The sequence below is a fragment of the Streptomyces sp. NPDC052079 genome (assembly GCF_040680275.1).
Lineage (GTDB): Bacteria > Actinomycetota > Actinomycetes > Streptomycetales > Streptomycetaceae > Streptomyces.
In genome coordinates, this window is the sequence record NZ_JBFAWL010000024.1 from 1 (window position 1) to 18980 (window position 18980).

The 18980-nt window shown below is 72.8% G+C and carries 19 protein-coding genes; 11 read left to right on the forward strand and 8 right to left on the reverse strand.

Annotated features, from left to right (window positions below):
• Positions 1 to 137: 137 nt before the first annotated feature.
• The 4 genes from AB0L56_RS26755 to AB0L56_RS26770 all read right to left on the reverse strand — a co-directional run bounded on the left by AB0L56_RS26755 (position 138) and on the right by AB0L56_RS26770 (position 1632).
• Positions 138 to 368 (reverse strand): hypothetical protein, encoded by a 231-nt coding sequence (locus tag AB0L56_RS26755; RefSeq protein ID WP_361035638.1) that lies wholly within the window; start codon positions 366 to 368, stop codon positions 138 to 140.
• Between the two features lie 146 nt (positions 369 to 514).
• A complete protein-coding gene (locus AB0L56_RS26760; protein ID WP_365427379.1) occupies positions 515 to 784 on the reverse strand; it encodes a hypothetical protein in 270 nt (89 codons plus the stop codon).
• Between the two features lie 209 nt (positions 785 to 993).
• Positions 994 to 1260 carry a hypothetical protein gene (locus AB0L56_RS26765; RefSeq protein WP_365427382.1) on the reverse strand — a complete coding sequence of 89 codons (267 nt, stop codon included), beginning with the start codon at positions 1258 to 1260 and terminating at the stop codon, positions 994 to 996.
• A 111-nt stretch (positions 1261 to 1371) separates the two neighbouring features.
• The gene (locus tag AB0L56_RS26770; RefSeq protein WP_361035646.1) at positions 1372 to 1632 is read right to left on the reverse strand and encodes a hypothetical protein; all 261 of its coding nucleotides are present in this window, start codon (positions 1630 to 1632) and stop codon (positions 1372 to 1374) included.
• A gap of 318 nt (positions 1633 to 1950) precedes the next feature.
• Between AB0L56_RS26770 and AB0L56_RS26775 the strand changes: the two genes are divergently transcribed.
• Positions 1951 to 2190, forward strand: a complete 240-nt coding sequence (locus AB0L56_RS26775; RefSeq protein ID WP_361035649.1) for a chaplin — start codon at positions 1951 to 1953, stop codon at positions 2188 to 2190.
• 182 nt (positions 2191 to 2372) lie between these two features.
• Here AB0L56_RS26775 and AB0L56_RS26780 read toward each other — a convergent pair whose 3' ends face one another.
• Positions 2373 to 2645 (reverse strand): hypothetical protein, encoded by a 273-nt coding sequence (locus AB0L56_RS26780; protein WP_365427386.1) that lies wholly within the window; start codon positions 2643 to 2645, stop codon positions 2373 to 2375.
• 158 nt (positions 2646 to 2803) lie between these two features.
• The gene (locus AB0L56_RS26785) at positions 2804 to 3619 is read right to left on the reverse strand and encodes a hypothetical protein (protein ID WP_365427389.1); all 816 of its coding nucleotides are present in this window, start codon (positions 3617 to 3619) and stop codon (positions 2804 to 2806) included.
• 317 nt (positions 3620 to 3936) lie between these two features.
• On the opposite strand from AB0L56_RS26785, the gene AB0L56_RS26790 reads away from it, so the two are divergent.
• Genes AB0L56_RS26790 through AB0L56_RS26825 form a run of 8 tightly spaced genes read left to right on the forward strand, consistent with a single transcriptional unit; the run spans position 3937 to position 13814 of the window.
• Positions 3937 to 5016: a DUF3344 domain-containing protein gene (locus AB0L56_RS26790; RefSeq protein ID WP_365427392.1), complete on the forward strand. Its 1080-nt coding sequence runs from the start codon at positions 3937 to 3939 to the stop codon at positions 5014 to 5016.
• 44 nt (positions 5017 to 5060) lie between these two features.
• Positions 5061 to 6311, forward strand: coding sequence for a glycosyltransferase (locus AB0L56_RS26795; RefSeq protein ID WP_365427394.1), 1251 nt, complete (start codon positions 5061 to 5063; stop codon positions 6309 to 6311).
• Positions 6308 to 7732, forward strand: coding sequence for an exopolysaccharide biosynthesis polyprenyl glycosylphosphotransferase (locus tag AB0L56_RS26800; protein WP_365427397.1), 1425 nt, complete (start codon positions 6308 to 6310; stop codon positions 7730 to 7732). Before AB0L56_RS26795 ends, AB0L56_RS26800 begins: the two co-directional genes overlap by 4 nt.
• Before the next feature lie 6 nt (positions 7733 to 7738).
• Positions 7739 to 9082 (forward strand): O-antigen ligase family protein, encoded by a 1344-nt coding sequence (locus AB0L56_RS26805; protein ID WP_365427400.1) that lies wholly within the window; start codon positions 7739 to 7741, stop codon positions 9080 to 9082.
• Positions 9079 to 11235 carry a lipid II flippase MurJ gene (locus AB0L56_RS26810; RefSeq protein ID WP_365427403.1) on the forward strand — a complete coding sequence of 719 codons (2157 nt, stop codon included), beginning with the start codon at positions 9079 to 9081 and terminating at the stop codon, positions 11233 to 11235. The genes AB0L56_RS26805 and AB0L56_RS26810 overlap by 4 nt, the downstream gene beginning before the upstream one ends.
• Positions 11219 to 11983 (forward strand): polysaccharide deacetylase family protein, encoded by a 765-nt coding sequence (locus AB0L56_RS26815; RefSeq protein WP_361035670.1) that lies wholly within the window; start codon positions 11219 to 11221, stop codon positions 11981 to 11983. The genes AB0L56_RS26810 and AB0L56_RS26815 overlap by 17 nt, the downstream gene beginning before the upstream one ends.
• Positions 11983 to 13167 (forward strand): glycosyltransferase, encoded by a 1185-nt coding sequence (locus AB0L56_RS26820; protein WP_365427407.1) that lies wholly within the window; start codon positions 11983 to 11985, stop codon positions 13165 to 13167. Before AB0L56_RS26815 ends, AB0L56_RS26820 begins: the two co-directional genes overlap by 1 nt.
• The gene (locus AB0L56_RS26825; protein WP_365427410.1) at positions 13164 to 13814 is read left to right on the forward strand and encodes a lipopolysaccharide biosynthesis protein; all 651 of its coding nucleotides are present in this window, start codon (positions 13164 to 13166) and stop codon (positions 13812 to 13814) included. Before AB0L56_RS26820 ends, AB0L56_RS26825 begins: the two co-directional genes overlap by 4 nt.
• A 32-nt stretch (positions 13815 to 13846) precedes the next feature.
• Here AB0L56_RS26825 and AB0L56_RS26830 read toward each other — a convergent pair whose 3' ends face one another.
• Positions 13847 to 15145: a glycosyl hydrolase gene (locus AB0L56_RS26830; protein ID WP_365427413.1), complete on the reverse strand. Its 1299-nt coding sequence runs from the start codon at positions 15143 to 15145 to the stop codon at positions 13847 to 13849.
• Positions 15146 to 15314: 169 nt separating this feature from the next.
• Between AB0L56_RS26830 and AB0L56_RS26835 the strand changes: the two genes are divergently transcribed.
• Entirely contained in the window at positions 15315 to 16595 is a 1281-nt protein-coding gene (locus tag AB0L56_RS26835) for an ATP-grasp domain-containing protein (protein WP_365427416.1), read from the forward strand.
• Positions 16596 to 16597: 2 nt separating this feature from the next.
• Positions 16598 to 17863, forward strand: a complete 1266-nt coding sequence (locus tag AB0L56_RS26840; protein WP_361035869.1) for an NAD(P)-binding domain-containing protein — start codon at positions 16598 to 16600, stop codon at positions 17861 to 17863.
• A 103-nt stretch (positions 17864 to 17966) separates the two neighbouring features.
• Here the strand turns inward: AB0L56_RS26840 and AB0L56_RS26845 are convergent, their stop codons facing one another.
• Complete coding sequence (locus AB0L56_RS26845; protein WP_365427419.1) at positions 17967 to 18950, reverse strand: chaplin; 984 nt, start codon at positions 18948 to 18950, stop codon at positions 17967 to 17969.
• Positions 18951 to 18980 lie beyond the last annotated feature (30 nt).

Consider the following 18980-nt stretch of genomic DNA (forward strand, 5'->3'; position numbering starts at 1 on the left):
GGCGGTGCGGATGCGAATCGGCTTGCCGGACTGGTCGAGCAGGTCGGGCACGATCGGCGATCCGCCCGGATCGTTCTCGATCAGGAGCACCGGAACCCGCTCCCGGGTTCCGGCCCTTCCACATGACCGCGGCAGTGTCAGGACTCCTCGCCGTCGACCTGCGTCATGTCGTTGACGAGTTGAATCGTCCCGTGCTCGTCGCTGGTGATCCGCTCCTTGCGCACGTCCTCACAGCGCATATGACCCTTGCCGTCGTCGGTGCACTTGCCGGAACTCTCGACAGCGGCTGCCTGAACGGCGCCGAGGCCGATCAGGACGGAGCTCCCCAGAACTCCTGCCATCATCGTGATCTTGATCGACTTGAACATCTACCCTTTTCCTCAACGCTCGGCCCCGCCGCGACCGCGTGGCGGGGCCGTTACGGGATGCCGGGACGGCCAACGAGGCGGGGCAGGCCCGGAGCCCGGATCGCATGCGACCGGACACCAGGGCCTGCCCCATCACCCGAGGGGGGTCACTTGCCGCCGAGGGCGAGGTTGCTGGAGCACTCGATGGCGTTCGTCTCCTCGTTCTCGGCGTTGCCGACGCCCAGGATGCCGACCGCGAGGTTGACGTCGTCGACGGCGACCAGCGACTGAACGGACTGGTCGTGCACACAGGTCGTCGCCTGGTCGTTGTTGATCTCCACCTCCGGCTTGTCACCGGCGTGGCCGACGCCGGCGCCGAGGAAGCTGACGCTGCCGAGCATCGCCATGACAACGGCAGCCTTCTGGTACTTGCGCATTACTGCTCCATTCTGGAATTGACGCGACCCCGGTCGGGCCGGTCGGTAACAGTCGCCAAATATAGGGCGACCTTTGCGACAATTGATAGCGAAACGCCGAACGGTATTCACATGACAGAAAAACAAACGTCACACTGCTGTCGCCATTTCACATAATCTGCCCGGCAATTCGACGATCGAGCGATGCGCGCATGCGCATCGCCGCGCAGTCAGACTTCCTCGCCCTGAGAGAGGGTGCTGCTGCAGGTGACTTCACCCTCGCCGGAACAGGTCTGCGACGTCTTGTTGTCGACGCGGACCTTGCCGTCCTGCTCGGTGACGCGGTACTCGCTGACATGGACGCAGCGAAGCTGGCCCTTGTCGTCCTTGGTGCAGTTGCCGGAGCTCCCGACGCCGGCGGCCTGGGCGGCACCGGCAACGATCAGAGCGAGACTCCCCAGGAGGCCCGCCACCGCGATCTTCTTCGAGTGGAACATCAACCTTTTCCCTTGACGATCGTGAAATGGTCGAGGGGGCCGGGCGGGCCCGGACCCGCGCCACGAAGGCGCGGAATCCGGAGCCCGCCAGGCTCACCTGACAGCGACTGCTCAGCCGACGTTCGAGGAGCAGGCGATGGCGTTGGTCTCGCTGTTGGACGCGTTGCCCAGGCCGAGGAGCGCGCCAACACCGGCGTTGACGTCGTCGATGGCCACCAGCGACTGAACGGACTGGTCCAGCACACAGGTCGTCGTCTGCTCGTTGTTGAGCTCGAAGCTCGGGTGGTCACCGGCGTAGCTGACGCCGGCACCGAGGAAGCTGACGCTGCCGAGCATGGCCGCGACGACGGCGGCCTTCTGGAACTTACGCATTACCTCTCCGTTCTCGAGTGGACACAGCCCGCTATGGGCCGGTCACTGACAGTTGTTAAGGTAAGTGACCTTTGCGGCTTTGGGTAGCTGAAACGCCCATATGCGTAAGTTTCTTGGGAAGATGCAGGTCAGAGCCCTGTGCGACCACCTCAAACGGTCGACAGAGACGGCGGGTCGAGGTCACCACTCGCCCCAAAGTTGGATGAAGTAGTGATCTTGGGGACATTAGCCGTGACCCGGCACACTGCCCCCGCGTTGATCGGGGAGTGCGGCCGCTCGTCATGCTGCCGCGCTTACCAGACCAGTAAGGAGAACGTGATGTCTCGCATCGCGAAGGCGGCCACCGTGGCTCTCGGCACGGGTGCCGTGGTGCTCAGCGGCGCCGGAATGGCCACGGCCGACTCCGGCGCCAAAGGTGCGGCGGTCCGCTCACCGGGCTTCGTGTCCGGCAACGTGATCCAGATTCCGATCCACGCGCCCATCAATGTGTGCGGGAACACCGTGGACGTAATCGGCTTCCTCAACACCTCCGCCGGCAATGTCTGCGTGAACCACTGACGTATCACCCGGACTTACGGCTGCGCACGTCCGTCGTAGCGCCCGCCTTTGGAGCCCCGGCTGCCTCGCGCGCCGGGGCTCTTGCCGTACTCGGGCGACACCGTCCGGAAACAGCCGTAGCGGCAGCAGCACGCAATCAGGCCCCCGGCGGAAACCGGGGGCCTGATGCGCTGGGCGTTGTTTCAGGCGTGCAGCCCCACATCGCCGCGCACCGGCTTGGCCTCATTCACGACGGCGGCCGCTTCCTTCGCGGTGCCGAGCACCGAGTCCTCGTCGGACGCGACGAGCGAGTCCGACTCGTGCAGCGGCATGAGCTCGAAGGGGACCGCGGTGCGCAGGCCGGTGTCGAGGCCGGTGGACGCCAGGTCCGTGGAGTCCGCTGCGTACGCGGGGGAGGCGACACCGGCGGCGAACAGGGACCCGGCAAGGACGGCGGCAGCCTTCAGGGACTTCATCGTGTTCCTTTCTTCGGCAACGCGGGGCGCCGGAGGGGAATTCTGTCGCCGTGCTCAACGATCCCCGGCCCGGCCGGAAACCGGGAAGCCGAAGATTGCCAAGTCCTCATATGAAATCTATGGACGACTGATGGGGTGAATGCCGCTTCGTACGGGGTTTACGAAGTCGGCAGAAGAAGTGAGTTGAGCGCGGGGAGCGTGGCCGGCGTGGTGGACTCCGACGGCGTCGCAGCGGCGGGTGCGGGCAGGGTGGTCACCTCGGGGTCGGCGTCGGTCAGCGCCTCGACGAGGGCGTCGATCCGAGCCGCCAGGTCATCGGCCGGCGTCTTCGCCGCGTCGGTGGATGCGTCGGTGGATGTGTCCGTGGACTCGTCCGAGGTTTCAGCGGTGGACTCGTCGGTGGTTTCGGTCGTGGACTCGTCGGCCGTCTCGGTTGTCGGCTCGGTGGCGGTCGTCGTGTCGTCCTTCGGCAGGAGCGACTCCAGGAGGTCGTCGAGGGCCTCCCGCACGGCGTCGACCGCGTCGCTCGAGGGGTCGGCGGTGGTCTCGGTCGCCTGCGGCAGGAGCACACCCGTCGCCGCGGACGAGGACGAGGACGACAACGATGACGACGACGACGATGACGACGACAAGAGCAAAGACGAGGACGTCGTCGTCGTGACCGTGGTCGACGGGTCGTCGTCCGCCGCCCTGGCCACGGCGGCCCGCGCGGCGTCGCCCAACTTCATGGCCCGGTCCCGGGGCAGTTGACCGCCGGGCGCTTCGAGCACGGCGTTCACCAGGTCGACGACCGGGGCGAGTTCGCTGCCGTGCGCGTCGACGTGCCTGATGTGTGTGAGCAGCACGGCGGACGACACCGCGCGGTCGCTTTGGGGGGCCGGGTCGGCTGCCATGGCGGCAGGGCCGGTGGTTCCGGCCAGAAGGGCGGCGCACAGTGCGCCGAGTGCGATACGCCGTGCCGGCAGAGCGCGCATGGAGGTTCCTTTCACGAGGGTTGCGGATCTTGAACTCACCGTGGGAGCGCCCACCACTCCTCGCAACCGGGAGTACGCCGTCCGGTGCCGCCCCTCACTCTCTTGCGCGTTCTGCCTGATCAGGCGGTGTCCCGGGCCGCGCGCCATGCGCACCCGGCTTCACGATTCCAACACACTTGGCACGCTTAGCGGAATATCGATGCATTTGTCCGTTTGATGACTAGAGTGCGAATCTCCGAAGCACCCTCATGGGCGGACGCATCGCACTCGTCCCCGTTGCCTGCCGCCGCCACCTGTTCCGAAAGGCTCCGACGGTCATGCGTCCAACCCTGGGTCAGCTGCTTCGCCGTACGACAGTGGGCGCCCTCGCGCTCTGCGCGCTGTGGGCACCCTGTGGCCCCGCCGCCGCCGCTCCCGCCGCGCCCGCGCCGGAGGCCGAGGGCCTCGCCTTCGGCGAGCGCTACCGGGCGCTGCAGCACGGCGGCATCGTGCGCGCGGCCAACTCCTCGGCCACCTGCCGCACCTCGGCGTCCTCCTGCCGCACGGTGCGCGCCGGTGACGCCGAGGGTGTGAACGGCGACTTCGACATGAGCTACATCGATGTCGACGACGACCCGAACACGTACAACTCCTCCCGCGCGGAGATCAGCCTGCCCGCCGGCTCCCGCGTCACCTACGCCCGTCTGTACTGGGGCGGCAATCTCCTCGTGGGCGAGCAGAAGTCCCCCGCCGACAACGAGCGGGTGCTGATCGCCGAACCCGGCGGCGCGTACAAGGAACTGCTCGCGGACACCGTCGTGGGGCACCGCGTGGCGGACGGCGCGGACGCCTTCCAGGCCTCCGCGGATGTGACGCGGCTGGTGCGGGACAGCGCGCCGGGCCTGTACACGGTGGCGCAGATCAATGTGGCCTCCGGCAAGTCGGCGGCCGGCGCCTGGGGCGGCTGGACGCTGGTGGTGGCGTACGAGAACCCGGAGGAGCCGCTGCGGCACCTCTCCATCTGGGACGGCTTCACGGCGCTGTCCGGTGGGGGCGCGGAAATGGCGCTGCGCGACATGCCGTTCGCCGCGGGCGCCGAAGGGCAGGTGGGGCTGGTCGCGTACAACGGCGACCCCGGCACCACCGGCGACTCCCTCACTGTGAGCACGGACGGCGTCTTGGCCACCGCGCTGGGCGACCGGGCCAATCCGCACGACGACGTCCTGAACTCCACCGTCTCCGGCCCCGGTGGCGCCCCGGAACGCGTACCGGCGTACGCCAACACCCTCGGCTACGACTCCGATGTGTTCCGCCTCGGCGAGCACCTGACGCAGTCCGGTGACCAGGCCACCGTCCGCCTCACGTCCGAGCGGGACGCCGCGTGGGCGGGTGTGCTGTTCGCCGCCGTCGACCGGTGAGCGCGTTGCCGTCCGTTCCCGACCCCTGCCCGAGCGAGGAAGCCGTGCCCACGGAACTGTCACCGGCCGGACGCCGGCCGCGGGTCCTGCATCTCACCCAGCCCGTGGACGGCGGGGTCGCGCGCGTCGTGACGGACCTGGTGGGGGCCCAGCTGGCGGACGGGCTCCATGTCACCGCGATCTGCCCCGACAGCCCGCTCGCCGGTCAACTTCGCTCGCTCGGCGCGCACGTACGGCACTGGCGGGCGACCCGCTCGCCGGGTGCGTCACTGGTCCGGGAGGTACGGCAGCTGGCCCGGCTGCTCGACGAGGTGCGCCCCGATCTGGTGCACGCGCACAGCGCGAAGGCCGGGCTCGCCGGGCGGCTGGCGGTACGCGGACGGATCCCCACCGTGTTCCAGCCGCACGCCTGGTCGTTCGAGGCGGTGGGCGGCTCCACCGCGGCCCTCGCGCTGCGCTGGGAACGGTGGGCGGCACGCTGGGCCGCCCGGGTGGTGTGCGTGAGCGAGGCCGAGCGCGCCACCGGTGTGCACGCGGGGATCACCGGCCGGTGGGCCGTCGTACCCAACGGCATCGACCCCGAGCGTTTCCGCCCGGCCCCCGCGGACACCGTACGGGCCGGGCTCGCGCCGCTGGCCGGGCTGCCCGCGCAGGCGCCGCTCGCCGTGTGCGTGGGCCGGCTGTGCCGGCAGAAGGGGCAGGACGTCCTGCTGCGGGCCTGGAACGCCGTACTGCGTCAGGTCCCGGACGCCCGCCTCGTCCTGGTCGGCGACGGGCCGGACCGTGACCGGCTGCGCGCGGCCGCCCCCGCCTCGGTCCTGTTCGCGGGGGCCGTCAAGGACGCCTCGCCCTGGTACCAGGCCGCCGATCTCGTCGTCCTGCCGTCCCGCTGGGAGGGCATGGCGCTGGCCCCGCTCGAGGCGATGGCGTGCGGGCGGCCCGTGGTCGTCACGGACGTCGACGGCGCCCGCGAGAGCCTGCCGCGTTCCTTCGCCGCCCCCTGCGTGGTGCCGCCGGAGGACCCGGAGGCGCTGGCGGGCGCCGTCGCGGCGCTGCTGCTCGACCCGCCGCTGCGTACGTCCCTCGGCGACCGGGGCCGCCGCCACGTGCTGTCCCTCCATGACGTGCGGCGCACCGCGAGGGCGGTCACCGGCGTCTACCGCGATCTGCTCGGCACCTGGCCGGCCGCGACAGCGCCACGGGCTCACGCGCCCCGGGCGGCCGAGGACGCCGAGGCCCAGAGGACGTCACAGCCCGTCGAGCCCTCCGAGCACAGGGAGTCCATCCACTCGTGACCGCCGAACACACCGTGCCCTCCCCCGGCGTACCGCCACAGGACCACGGATTCTCGCCCGTTTCCGTCATGCCGCCGCGCGGCCCCGACGACGGCCCCCGGCTGCCCCCCTCGCGGCCCCCGGCCCGGCCGGACTCCCCGGTGCCACTGCTCGTCGCGGACACCGCGGCCGTCCTGCTCGCGGTGCCGGTGCTCGCCGGCGCGCGGCCGCATCCCCTGCTCGTGGCCCTGCTGATCGGCGCGTCGCTGCTGCCGCGTCCGCGCGGTGAACCGGCGTGGACGCCGGGGCTGCTGGACGAACTGCCCGCCGTGTGCGGTCGTGCCGCGGTGGCCTGGCTGGCGACCGCGGCGCTGTGGGCGGCGTACCGGCCGGAGCAGGCGCTGTCCGCCGGCACCCTGCTGGCGGGGCTCGCCGTGCAGGTGACTGCGGGCTGTGTGCTCCGCGCGGTGGTGCACGGGCGGCGGCTTGCCGCGCTGCGGCGGCACCCGCACGCCGCGCTCGTCATCGGGCCGGCGGCGACCGCGCAGCGCGTGGCCGCCGCCGTGCTGCGCCACCCGGGGTGCGGGGTGCGGCCGGTGGGGATCGTCGCCGGGCAGGCGGACGGCGGTGAGGGCGTGCCCGTGCTGCGCACGGACGAGGAGGTCGAACGGGCGGTCATCCAGAACGGGGTGCGGGCGGTACTCGCCGTCCATCCGTCGGTACGTGCCGAACAGGAGCCGCTGCTGCGGTCGCTGGCCGCGTCCGGGTGCGTGGTCTGGGAGGTCGACGCCGACGCCGCGCCCTGCCCGACGCCGGAACGGCTGGCCGGGTTCGCCTGCCGGCGGCTGGACTTCGGCCCGGCGCGCGGCGGCGTCAGCAAGCGGATGCTCGACATCCTGGTGTCGGGGGCGCTGCTGCTGCTGGTCAGCCCGCTGCTGCTGGTGTTCGCGGTGACGCTGCGGATGAGTGACGGGCCGGGTGTGGTGTTCCGGCAGGAACGCATCGGCCGGAACGGCAAGCCGTTCACGCTGCTGAAGTTCCGCACCCACCGCCCGGCCGACGAGCACGAGTCGGCGACCCGCTGGAGCGTGGCCGGCGAGCACGAGATGAGCGGGTTCTGCCGCATGCTGCGGCGCACCTCGCTCGACGAGCTGCTCCAGCTGTGGAACGTGCTCCGCGGCGACATGAGCCTGGTCGGTCCGCGACCCGAACGGCCGTACTTCGTGACGCAGTTCAGCCAGACGCACCCGGGCTACGCGGAGCGGCACCGGATGCGTACCGGCATCACCGGGCTGGCGCAGATCCACGGGCTGCGCGGTGACACCTCGATCGAGGACCGCTGCCGGTTCGACAACGCCTACATCGACGACTGGTCGCTGTGGGGGGACGTCTGCATCCTGCTGCGCACCGCGGTCACCCTGGTCCGTCCGACGGGGAGCTGACGATTCGTGAGTCACGTCCTCGTCCCCCTGCCGCGCCGGGCCGCCGCGCTGGTGCCGGTCCTGCCGCTGGTGGCGGTGGTCGCGCTGCTGGCCCTGCCGCCGACGGGGGACGGCGCGGTGCCCGCCGACGTGGTGTCCGCGCTGGTGGTGGGGTACTGCGTGATCCGGCTGCTGCGGGAACGGCGGCGGCCCCTGTCGCCCCGCGCGGCGGTGGTGCTGGGGCTGCCGGTCGTGGGGCTCGCGCTCGCCGCCATGGGGGCGGACTCGACGGCGGCGGGGGTCGGCGGCATGTGCCGCTATCTGCAGGTCTTCGTGCTGGTCCCGGCGGCGGTGCTGGTGCTGCTCCGGGGCCGGGCCGACTTCCGGGTGCTGGCCTGGTCGTTCGTGGGGCTGGCGCTGTGGCAGGGGGCCGTGGGGGTGCACCAGTACGTCACCGGGACCGGCGCCTCCTACCAGGGGGAGACCCTCCGGGCGGTCGGCACCTTCGGGGCGACGGACGTGATGGGCATGGCGACGGCGGTGTCGCTGGGCGTGGTGTGCGCGGTCGGTCTGGCACTGGGCCGGGCGCCGCTCCGGCAGCGGGCGGCCGCCGCCGGGTGCGCGCTGGTTCTGGTGCTGCCGCTGGCGCTGTCCTTCAGCCGGGGCGCCTGGATCGCGACCGTCCTCACCTGCTCCGTACAGCTGGCGCTGGCGGGGCTGCGGCGCGCGCTGAAGGCGGGGGCGGCCCTGGTCGCCGCGGGGGTGATTCTGATGGGCGGATTCGGGGTGGGTACGGCGATGCTGCAGGAGCGGATCGACAGCATCACGGAGGTCACCGACACCCCGGACAGCTCCGTGATCGACCGGTACACCCTGTGGGCGGCGGCCACCGGCATGTGGCGCGAGCACCCGCTGACCGGCGTGGGGCTGAAGGGCTTTCCCGCGTACCGCGACGGACACGCGACGCTGGCGCTGTCGTCCGGCAGCGAGATCGACGGGGCGGGCGAGACGTACCACAAGCAGGCGCTGCTCTCCCCGCACAACATGTATCTGCTGGTGCTGAGCGAGCAGGGCCTGGTCGGGCTGCTCACGCTCGCCGGGAGCTGGCTGGCGCTGCTGGTGTGCGCGGTGCGCGGGCTGCTGCGGGTGCGCCGGCGCGGGCCCGGCCTGGACTGCGGGCTCATCGCGTGCGGCCTGCTGCTCTGGCAGCTCACCGACTACCTGTACGGCGACATCGGCGGACCCTCGACCGTGCTGACCGGCGTGGCCCTGGGGCTGACGGCGTGGTGGGCCCTCCCGCGCGACGAACGGCCGGCCGCCGGCTGCCGGGACGAGGTTCCCGGGCGGCTCGAGGAGGCCGTGGCGCGATGACGGTGGTGCCTTCGCAGACGCCCGGTTCCGGTTCCGACGCGCCTGAACCCGGCGGCACGGGGTCCGGCGTGCTCAAGGCGGACGGCCCGGCGCCGGATGCGGGCGCGTCCGGGGGCGTCCCGTCCGCGCCGGGCAGCCCGGAACTCCGCGGCCCGGCGCCGAACCGGCGCACGGCCGGCCTCGCCCCGGCCGGACCGCGGACCGGCCGGCCGCACAGTGACGGCGGCGGCCCCGCCGGCCATACGACCGCACCGGACCGGCCGGGCGCGGCCACCCCGACCGCACCGGACCGGCCGGGCGCAGCCACCACGACCGCACCCCCCGCCGACGGCACCAGCCCCGACGCCGGCCCGCCCACCGAACCCACGCACCGCGCCCCGGCCGGACCGCGGAACGGCCGGCCGCACAGTGACGGCGGCGGCCCCGCCGGCCATACGACCGCACCGGACCGGCCGGGCGCAGCCACCCCGACCGCACCGGACCGGCCGGGCGCGGCCACCCCGACCGCACCCCCCGCCGACGGCACCGGCACCGACGCCGACACGCCCACCGAACCCACGCACCGCGCCTCCCGGGGGTTTCTGGCGCGGGCTGCCATGGTCACGGCGGTGTTGTCGATCGCCGGGTCCGTGCTCGGGCTGGTGCGGGACCAGTCGTTGGCGCGGTTGTTCGGGGCCGGGAGCGACACGGACGCGTTCCTGGTCGCGTGGACGGTGCCGGAGATCGCCGCGACGCTGCTGATCGAGGACGGGCTGGCGATCGCGCTGATCCCGGCGTTCAGCGTGGCGCTGGCGCGCCGGGCGCGGGGCGTTCCCGGTGATCCGGTGCGGGAGCTGGTGCGGGCCACGCTGCCGCGGTTGTGCCTGGCCTTCGCCGCGGTGGCCGCGCTGACGGCCGCCGGGGCTCCGTACCTGGTCCGGGTGCTGGCGCCCGGTCTGTCGGATCCGCGCCTGGCCGTCGACTGCACCCGGCTCACCGCGCTCAGCCTGCTGGCCTTCGGGCTCGCCGGGTACTGCAGCGCCGCCCTGCGGGCGCACCGGCGCTTCTTCGCTCCGGCGGCGATCTACGTCGCCTACAACACCGGCATCATCGCGACGATGTTCCTCCTCCGTGCGGAGTGGGGCGTGCGTGCCGCCGCGGCCGGGGTCGCGGTGGGCGGCTGTCTGATGGTCGCGGTGCAGCTGCCGTCGCTGTGGCGGCAGCTGGCCTCCCGCGCGCCGCGGCCCGCGACCGTCACCGGGCCGGCCGACGAGGAGCGGCCGGTGCGGCTCGCGCTGATCGCCGCCGTCCTGCTGTTCGCGCTCTGCCGCCAGTCGCAGGTGCTCGTCGAACGGTTCCTGGCGTCCTCGCTGCCCGCCGGTGCCATCTCGCACCTGAACTACGCGCAGAAGGTCGCCCAGATCCCCATGACGCTGTCGCTGATGGTGTGCACGGTCACCTTCCCGGTGGTGGCGCGTGCCCTCGCCGACGGTGACACCGAACGGGCCCGCGCCCGCGTGCAGCGGGATCTGGTGCTGGCTTCCTGCGTGGTGCTGCTGGGCATGTGCGCGGTGATCGCCTGCGCCCCGCAGATGATCCAACTGCTGTTCGAAAGAGGCGCGTTCACCGCCGCCGACACCGCCGCGACGGCGGACGTCATGCGCGTGTACGCGCTCGGTCTGCTCGGCCAGACCCTCGTGGGCGCCCTTGTCCGCTGCTACTTCTCGGCGGGCCGCCCCAGTTGGTACCCCGTCGGCGTGATGACCGCGGGCATCGCCGCGACGTCGCTGATCGGTGCCGTGACGGTGGGCCACTGGGGGGTGGCGGGGATCGCCGCCGCCAACGCCTTCGGCATCACCGTCACCGCCGTCCTGCTGTTGACGGGCCTGCGCACCGCCCGCCGCGGTGCCGCCACCGGCGTCACGGTCGGCGTCCGCACGGTCCTGGCGGAGCTGGTCCGGCCGGTGCTCGCCTCGGCCCTCGCCGTCGCCGCGGGCGCGTACGCGGCGAGCCGGTTCGCGTCGCCGGCGGCGGCGCTCGCGGCCGGCTGCCTCACCGTGACCGCCGTCTTCATCCCGCTCGCCCTGTCCGTCCTGGGCGCCCGGGGCTCCGCATCCGCCGTGCGCTCCGTACGCACCGTCACACGAAAGCTCACACATGGCCGCTTCCGTTGATTCCCTCGACACCCCCAGAGCCCCGTCGTCCCGGCCGGGGCCCGTCCCCTGGGTGGCGATGTACCACTCGGTGGGCGACTGCTCGGACGACCCCTACCGCATCACCGTCACGCCCGAGCGGCTCGAACGGCAGCTGACGTGGCTGCGCCGGCGCGGGCTGCGGGGCGTGTCGGTCTCGGACCTGCTCGCCGCGCGGGCCCGGGGCGAGGGGCGGGACCTGGTCGGTCTCACCTTCGACGACGGGTACACCGACTTCCTCACCGCCGCCCTGCCGCTGCTGCGCCGCTTCCGCTGCGGCGCCACGCTCTTCGTCCTGCCGGGGCGGCTCGGCGGCGACAACGCCTGGGATCCGCTGGGCCCGCGCAAGCCTCTGCTGACCGCGGACGGCATCCGGCGCGCCGCCGCCGAGGGCGTGGAGATCGGCTCGCACGGGCTGACCCATGTCGACCTCACCCTCGCGGACGACGCCACCCTCAAGACCGAGGTCGCCGAGAGCCGCGCCCTGCTCGCCGAGCTGACCGGGGCACCGGTGGACGGGTTCTGCTATCCGTACGGCACGGTCGACGCGCGCGTCGTCGAGGCCGTACGGACGGCCGGTTACCGCTACGCCTGCGCCATCGACCCCGGACCGCTGACCGGCCCGCACGCCCTGCCGCGCGCGCACGTGGGGCAGAACGACACGGCGCTGCGCCTGTATCTGAAGCTCCGGCTGCACCGGCTGCGCCGGCGCCCGGTGGAGGGCGTGTGATGAGGGCCCTGCACATCATCACCGGGCTAGGGATCGGCGGGGCCGAGCTGCAGTTGCGGCTGCTGCTGCGTCATCTGCCCGTCGAGTGCGACGTGGTGACGCTCACCAACCCGGGTCCGGTCGCCGAGGGGCTCGGTGCCGACGGGGTCCGCGTCGTGCATCTGGGCATGAACGGCAACCGCGATCTGGCCGTCCTGCCCCGGCTGGTACGGCTGATCCGCTCCGGCGGCTACGACCTGGTGCACACCCACCTGTACCGGGCCTGTGTGTACGGCCGGCCGGCCGCCCGGGTCGCCGGGGTCCGCGCGGTCGTCGCCACCGAACACTCGCTGGGCGACTCGCAGATGGAGGGCCGCCGGCTGACTCCGGGGGTGCGCGCGCTGTATCTGGCGAGTGAGAGGCTCGGCTCGGCGACGGTCGCCGTCTCCCCGACGGTGGCCGACCGGCTGAAGCGCTGGGGCGTGCCCGCCCCCCGCATCGAGGTGGTTCCCAACGGCATCGACGTGGACCGTTTCCGCTTCGACCCGGAGCGGCGCGAACGCACCCGGCGGCGTCTGGGGCTGCCGGAGGGCGCGTTCGTCGTGGGCGGCATCGGCCGGCTCACCCCCGGCAAGCGGTTCGACGTGCTGGTGCGGGCGCTGGCCCGGCTCCCGGAGGACCACTGGCTGCTGCTGGTGGGCGGCGGCCCCGAGGAGCACGTGCTGCGCCGCACCGCCCACGAGGCCGGGGTGGCCGGGCGGGTCCTGTTCACCGGGGAGCGCCCCGGTCTCCCCGACGGCTCGCCCGGTCCCGATCTGCCCTCGCTCACCTCGGCGATGGACCTGTTCGCCTCGCCCTCCGCGGAGGAGGCCTTCGGGCTGGCGGCCGTGGAGGCACTGGCGTCCGGCCTGCCCGTGCTCTACGCCTCCTGCCCGGCGATCGAGGACCTGCCGCCGACGGCCTGTGCCGCGGCCCGGCGGGTGCGCGGCGGACCGGACGCGTACGCCCGCGCGATCGCCGAGGCCGGCGCGGCGGGCCCCGGCCCGCGCACGCCCGGGGAGGCCGCGCGCCACTACAGCATCACCCGCAGCACCGCCCGCCTCATGGACGTGTACGCCGCAGCAGTCGCCGGCACGTCACCGTCCCCCGCACCCCGGCCGTCCTTGCCGTCCCCGCATGTCCACAAGGGAGCAAGCCCGTCATGACCGACACTCCGAACCGTCGGCGCCTTCCGTCCCTGGCCCGCGTCAAGCAACTGCCGGCCTGGTCCGCGCTGGTGGCGGGCACGCTCGTCGGCGGGCTGTTCGGCGGCGCGTACGGACTGCTCACGCCCCCGTCGTACACGGCCACCAGCTACGTCGTCGCCGTACCGACCGGGCAGGCGACCCCGGACGCCGCGCGGGGCTTCGCGCAGGCCTACGGACGGGTGGCCACGCAGCTCGCGGTGCTCGGGGACGCGCAGGTGTGGGCGGGGGTGCCGGTGCGCACGCTGCGGGACAGCGTACGCACGGCGACCTCGCCGGACGCCCCGATGGTGTCCGTCTCCGCCACCTCCGCGCGGCCCGAGGAGGCCGTCGACATGGCGAACGCGGTCTCGCGTGCGCTGACCCTGCACGCGGAGAACACCAAGGGCAGCACGCAGGTACGGCTGGTGCAGTTCTCGCGCGCGCTGAAACCGGGCGGGCCGACGTCCACGTCGGCGGGGGTGACCGCCCTGGTGGGGGCGAGCGCGGGCGGGCTGCTGGGCGGTCTGGCCCTGCTGGCGCGGCCGAGGCGGGGCGGCCGGGACGACGATCCGGCGCCCGCCGCCTCGGTGCCCGGCCCGGCCGCCGCCGCTGATGTGCAGCGGTGACGGCGGTGAACCGGGCCGGGACGGCGGCCGTCCTAGCGGCTGCGCCACCACCAGTCGAAGGGCAGGCAGAGCTTTCCGCCGAGCCAGTACTCCACCCAGCGGCCGAGGTCGAGCGGCGAGCATTTCTCCGGGGGCAGCTGCTCGGTCGGCGCGGACGGCGTCGGGGTGACCTCCGGGGTGGCCTCCGGGGTCGTCTCCGGGTCCGCGTCGGGCGTGCGGCCGTAGAGCGCCTCCTTGTAGACGCGGGAGGACTCCGGGTTGTCGTCGCACTGCCACACCCCATGCGGGCAGTAGTCGGTCAGCGTGTTGTAGAGGGGCCGGTGCACCTCCATCCACGCGAGCATACGCCGCATGTATTCGGGATTGTCGCCGTTGTGGAAAAGCCCCCATTCCGGGTACGAGATGGGCTTGCCGTGGGCTTTGGCGAAATCGACGTGTGCCTGAAGTCCGTAGGGCTCCTCGATCTGTTCGTCGAAGGACCGTCCGGCCGGCTGGTCGTAGGAATCCATGCCGACAATGTCGACCGTGTCGTCCCCCGGGTAGCACTCGGTCCAGGCAATGGCGTCCCGGCCCCGGCTCGGCGTGAAATCGAAGCGGAATTCCTGGCCCGGCACCGCCCGCATGGTCTTTACGATGCGGTTCCAGTACTTCTTCCAGGACTCCGGGTCGGGGCCGCACCGGTGGGTGTAGGTGACGCCGTTCATCTCCCAGCCGAGCACCACGACGGTGTCCGGCACCTTCAGTTCGACAAGCCGCTCGGCGAGGGCACGGAAGTGGTGGTCGAACTCCCCGGCCGCGCCCCGTTGCAGCAGTCGCCGGACCTCTTCGTCGGAGACGCCCTCCTCGTTGCGCTCCTGCATGGGGACGTTGAGGACGAGCATCCGGTCCTTTCTGGCGTTGCGCCAGTGCGCCCACGATTCGAGGAACCCGATGTCGCCCTCGATGTCGCTCCAGCGGTTGCCGGGCAGGTAGGTGTGCCCGACGCGCAGGTCCGCACCGCCCAGCCAGCGGCTGAGCTCGTTCATGCGGGCCACGCCCCGGCCGTCGGAGGCGAGGAAGGCGCCGAAGGCCGGCGCGGTGAGCTGGGGCACGCCGACGGACGGGGCGGTGGGTGCCGCGGGCGTGGGGACGGCGGGGGGCGGGGGCTTGGGCGCCGGGACGGCCGGTGCCGCCCCGGGCTCCGTCGGGGCGGGCAGCGCGGGGCGGGAGTCGTCGGCCCGCACCGTCCCCGCCCCGGTCGCGGGACCGGCCGCGAGGGCGGCCGACACGGCGGCCACCGCCGCGCCCACGGCCATTCCCCGGGCCCGGACCCGCCTGTGCTCTGGGGCCATTGACTGCTCCTCTTTTCGCTCTCGTCCGCCTATTGCCTGACGCCTTGCTGGTGACGATCAGTCATATGAAGTCAGTCATAGGAAATACGACGGTGCCACCGTCACTGCGGCTTTCGAGTGCCGGGCTGACCCGTGCGGGTGAGCCGCTTCCAGAAGAAGGTGAGAATGCGTGTCACTGCTTGACATCCGAGTCCCCGCGGTATTGCTGCGGATCGACCGGAATCCCTTTCACCACGGAACGCTGGGGGCCGTTCGGTCGCTCGGCCGGGCCGGTGTGGAGGTGCATGTCGTCGCGGATTCCACGGGAAGTCCCGTGCCCCGCTCGCGCTATGTGCGCCGCATGCATCCGCCGCCGCCCCCGGAGGCGACCGGGGACGAGATCCTCGCCGTGCTGCGCCGCGTGGCCGGGCAGGTCGGGCGTCCGGCCGTGCTGATCCCGCTGGACGACGCGACCGCAATCGCCGCGGGACGCCTGCGCGAGGACCTCGCGCCGGGCTATCTGCTGCCCGAGATGCCGGCCACGCTGCCCGAACGCGTCGCCGACAAGGCCGAACTGGCCGCCGTGTGCGCCGCCGTCGGCATCCCGCACCCGGAGACCCTGGTCCCGGACAGCCCCGCCCGTGCCGTCGCCGACGCGGAGCGGCTCGGGTTTCCGCTGGTCGCCAAGTGGAGCCGTCCCTGGCTGCTCCCGCCCGGCAGCGGACTGCGCAGCACCCAGCTGGTGCACAGCGCCGACCAGGTGCGGGAGCTGTACGCGCGCACGGCGGAGGCGGGCAGTCCGCTGCTGCTCCAGTCGTATCTGCCGCCGGGCGAGGACCGGGACTGGTTCTTCCACGGCTACGCCGACCGCTCGGGCACGGTCCGCGCGGGCGGCGCCGGCCGCAAGCGGCTGTCCTGGCCGCGGGGCGCGGGACTGACCGCGGTGGGCCACTGGACGCCCAACTCCGAGGTCTGCGCGCTCGCCGAACGCCTCACCGGCGAACTCGGCTACCGCGGCGTCTTCGACCTCGACTTCCGCCGCTGCGGCACGACCGGCCGCTACCACCTCCTCGACTTCAACCCGCGCCCCGGCGCCCAGTTCCGGCTGTTCGCGGACAGCGCGGGACTGGACGTCGTACGCGCCCTGCATCTGGATCTGACCGGCCGTCCGCTGCCGGACGGGGATCCGGTGGCCGGGCGGTCGTTCGTGGTGGAGAACTACGCGCCGTTCGCCGCGCTGCGCACGGCCCCCGGCGGACGCGAACTGGCCTGGTACGCCGGGGACGACCCCCGGCCCGGACGGGCGATGTGGGCCCTGTGGGCCCGCCATGTGTCCGGCCGGCTGCGCAGACGGCTGGGCCCGCCGGCACCGGTACCGGCGCCGCGCCCGACTCCCGGGGCGGCTGCGCCCTCCCGGACCGCCGAAACGTCACTGACCTCACGGACCGACAACGAGAAAGCGAGCAGCTGATGATGTACGACCTTCTGGTGGTGGGCGCGGGTCCGTACGGTCTGTCGATCGCGTCCCACGCCGCGGCCGCCGGACTGAACCTCCGTGTCTTCGGACGGCCGATGGCGTCCTGGCGGGACCACATGCCCGGCGGCATGTTCCTGAAGTCGGAGCCATGGGCGTCCAACCTCTCCGACCCGGCGCGCCGCTGGACGCTGGACGCGTACTGCACCGAGAAGGGCATGACGGCACGTCACGCGGAGCCGATTCCGGTGGAGGAGTTCGCCTCGTACGGCCTGTGGTTCGCCCGTAACGCCGTGCCGGCGGTGGACGAGCGCATCATCTCGCGGGTGTCGTCAGGCGCCGACGGCTTCACGGCGGTCACCGAGGACGGCGAGGCGCTGCACGCGCGGACGGTGGCGCTGGCGGTCGGGGTGATGCCGTTCATCGAGGTGCCGGCGGCCCTGCGCGGACTGCATCCCACGCTGGTGACGCACAGCAGCCACCACAGCGACCTCGGCCCGTTCCAGGGCAAGGACGTGACGGTGATCGGCGGTGGCCAGGCCGCCCTGGAGACGGCGGCGCTCCTCGCCGAACAGGGCACGCGGGTACGGGTGCTGGCGCGGGCGGAGCAACTGCGGTGGAACGACGTCCCGCCGCCCCTGGAGCGTTCCTGGTGGCAGTCGGCCCGCTCGCCGCACAGCGGTCTCGGCCCCGGCTGGCGGAACTGGTTCTACTCCGAGCGCCCGGGTCTGTTCCGGCGACTGCCGGAGGCCACCCGCTCGCGGATCGCCGCGACGGCGCTGGGTCCTGCCGGTGCCTGGTGGGTGCGGGAGCGGGTGGAGCGGGCGGTGGACCTGCTGCCGGGCCACGAGGTGACCGCGGCCGCCGCGGTGCCCGGTGGGCTGCGGCTGGACCTCACCGACCGGTCCGGCGCCCGGCGCAGCATGGAGACCGAGCACGTCATCGCGGCCACCGGGTTCAAGCCTCACCGTGACCGGCTAGGTCTGCTCTCGACCGAACTGCGCGGGACGCTGGCGGTGCTGCCCGGCGGCTCCCCCGCGCTCGGGCACAGCTTCGAGTCCTCGTATCCCGGTCTGTTCCTCGCGGGCCTGGTGACCGCGTCCGGTTTCGGCCCGGCGATGCGCTTCGTGCAGGGCGCCACCTTCACGGCGTCGACGCTGGTCCAGGGTGTGCGCCGGCGGCTCAGGGCGACCCCGGTGCGCAGCACGGTGCCGGTGCCGGGGAGCGGCAGCCGCAGCGGGGCGCCGTCGCCGGTGCGCGGCTGACCCATGTGCACGACGAAGCGTCCCCCGGACCGGTCAGGTCCGGGGGACGCTTCGTCGGAAGGGTGCGGGTGCCGGGCGGGGCGGGTCCGGCACCCGTGGACTGCTACCGGCGGGCGAAACGGCCGCGGCGGTAGAGCATCGCTCCGCCCGTGATCAGCACCGCGCCGGCGGCCGAGGCCGCCATCAGGCCGTCGCTGCCGGTCTCCGCCATGTGCGGCGGGTAGCCGTGCTCGTCCTCGGCCGGCCTGGGAGGCGTCTTCACCTTGGTGTGAGGCTTCGGCGTCTCCTTGTCCTTCTCCTTGTCCTTCTTCCTCTCCTTGTCCCTCTCCTTGTCCCTCTCCTTGTCCTTGTCCTTTTCCTTGTCCCTGTGGTCGTTCTCGTGGGCCGTCTTGTTGACGCAGGTGTTGTCGTTGGCGTCGTTGAGCAGTCCGACGAGGCTGACGGTGTTGCCGCACGCGTTCAGCGGCAGGTGGATGGGCGCCTGGATGAGGTTGCCGGACAGCAGACCGGGCGAGTGCTTCGCGGCGCCCGTCGCGTGCGCGCCGTCGCGGGAGCCGGTGTGCGAGGTGCCGGACGTGGACTTCGAGTGCGAGGAGGAGCCCGCCGAGTGGTCCGCGGACTTGTCGGAGTGGTGCCCAGAGCTGTGGTCGGCGCGGTGGTCGGAGAGGTTGGCGCAGGTGTTGTCGTGCGCGCTGTTGGCCACCGCGAGACCGCCGACGGTGTTCCCGCAGGCGTTCACCGGCGCGTGGATCGGTACCTGCACGGTGTTGCCGGAGCCCAGGCCGGGCGAGCCCTTGGTGCCGCCGACCGCGTGGGCGCCGTGACCGTGCTTGTCACCGGAGTCCTTGTTGACACACGTGGCGTCGGACGCCTTGTTGAAGGCGCCGGCCACGCTGACGGTGTTGCCACAGGCGTTCACCGGCACGTGCACGGGCACCTGCACGTTGTTCCCGGCCAGCGCACCGTGAGAATCCTCGGCACCGCCCCCCGCGAACGAGTCCGCGAGGGCGGGGGTTCCGTACAGGGTCAGAATGCCCGTGGCGGTGGCGGCCGCCGCGAACACTCCCCTGCTCAGGGTCTGTCGCAATGTGGTTGTCTTCCTGCTTGAAGAGTCGGG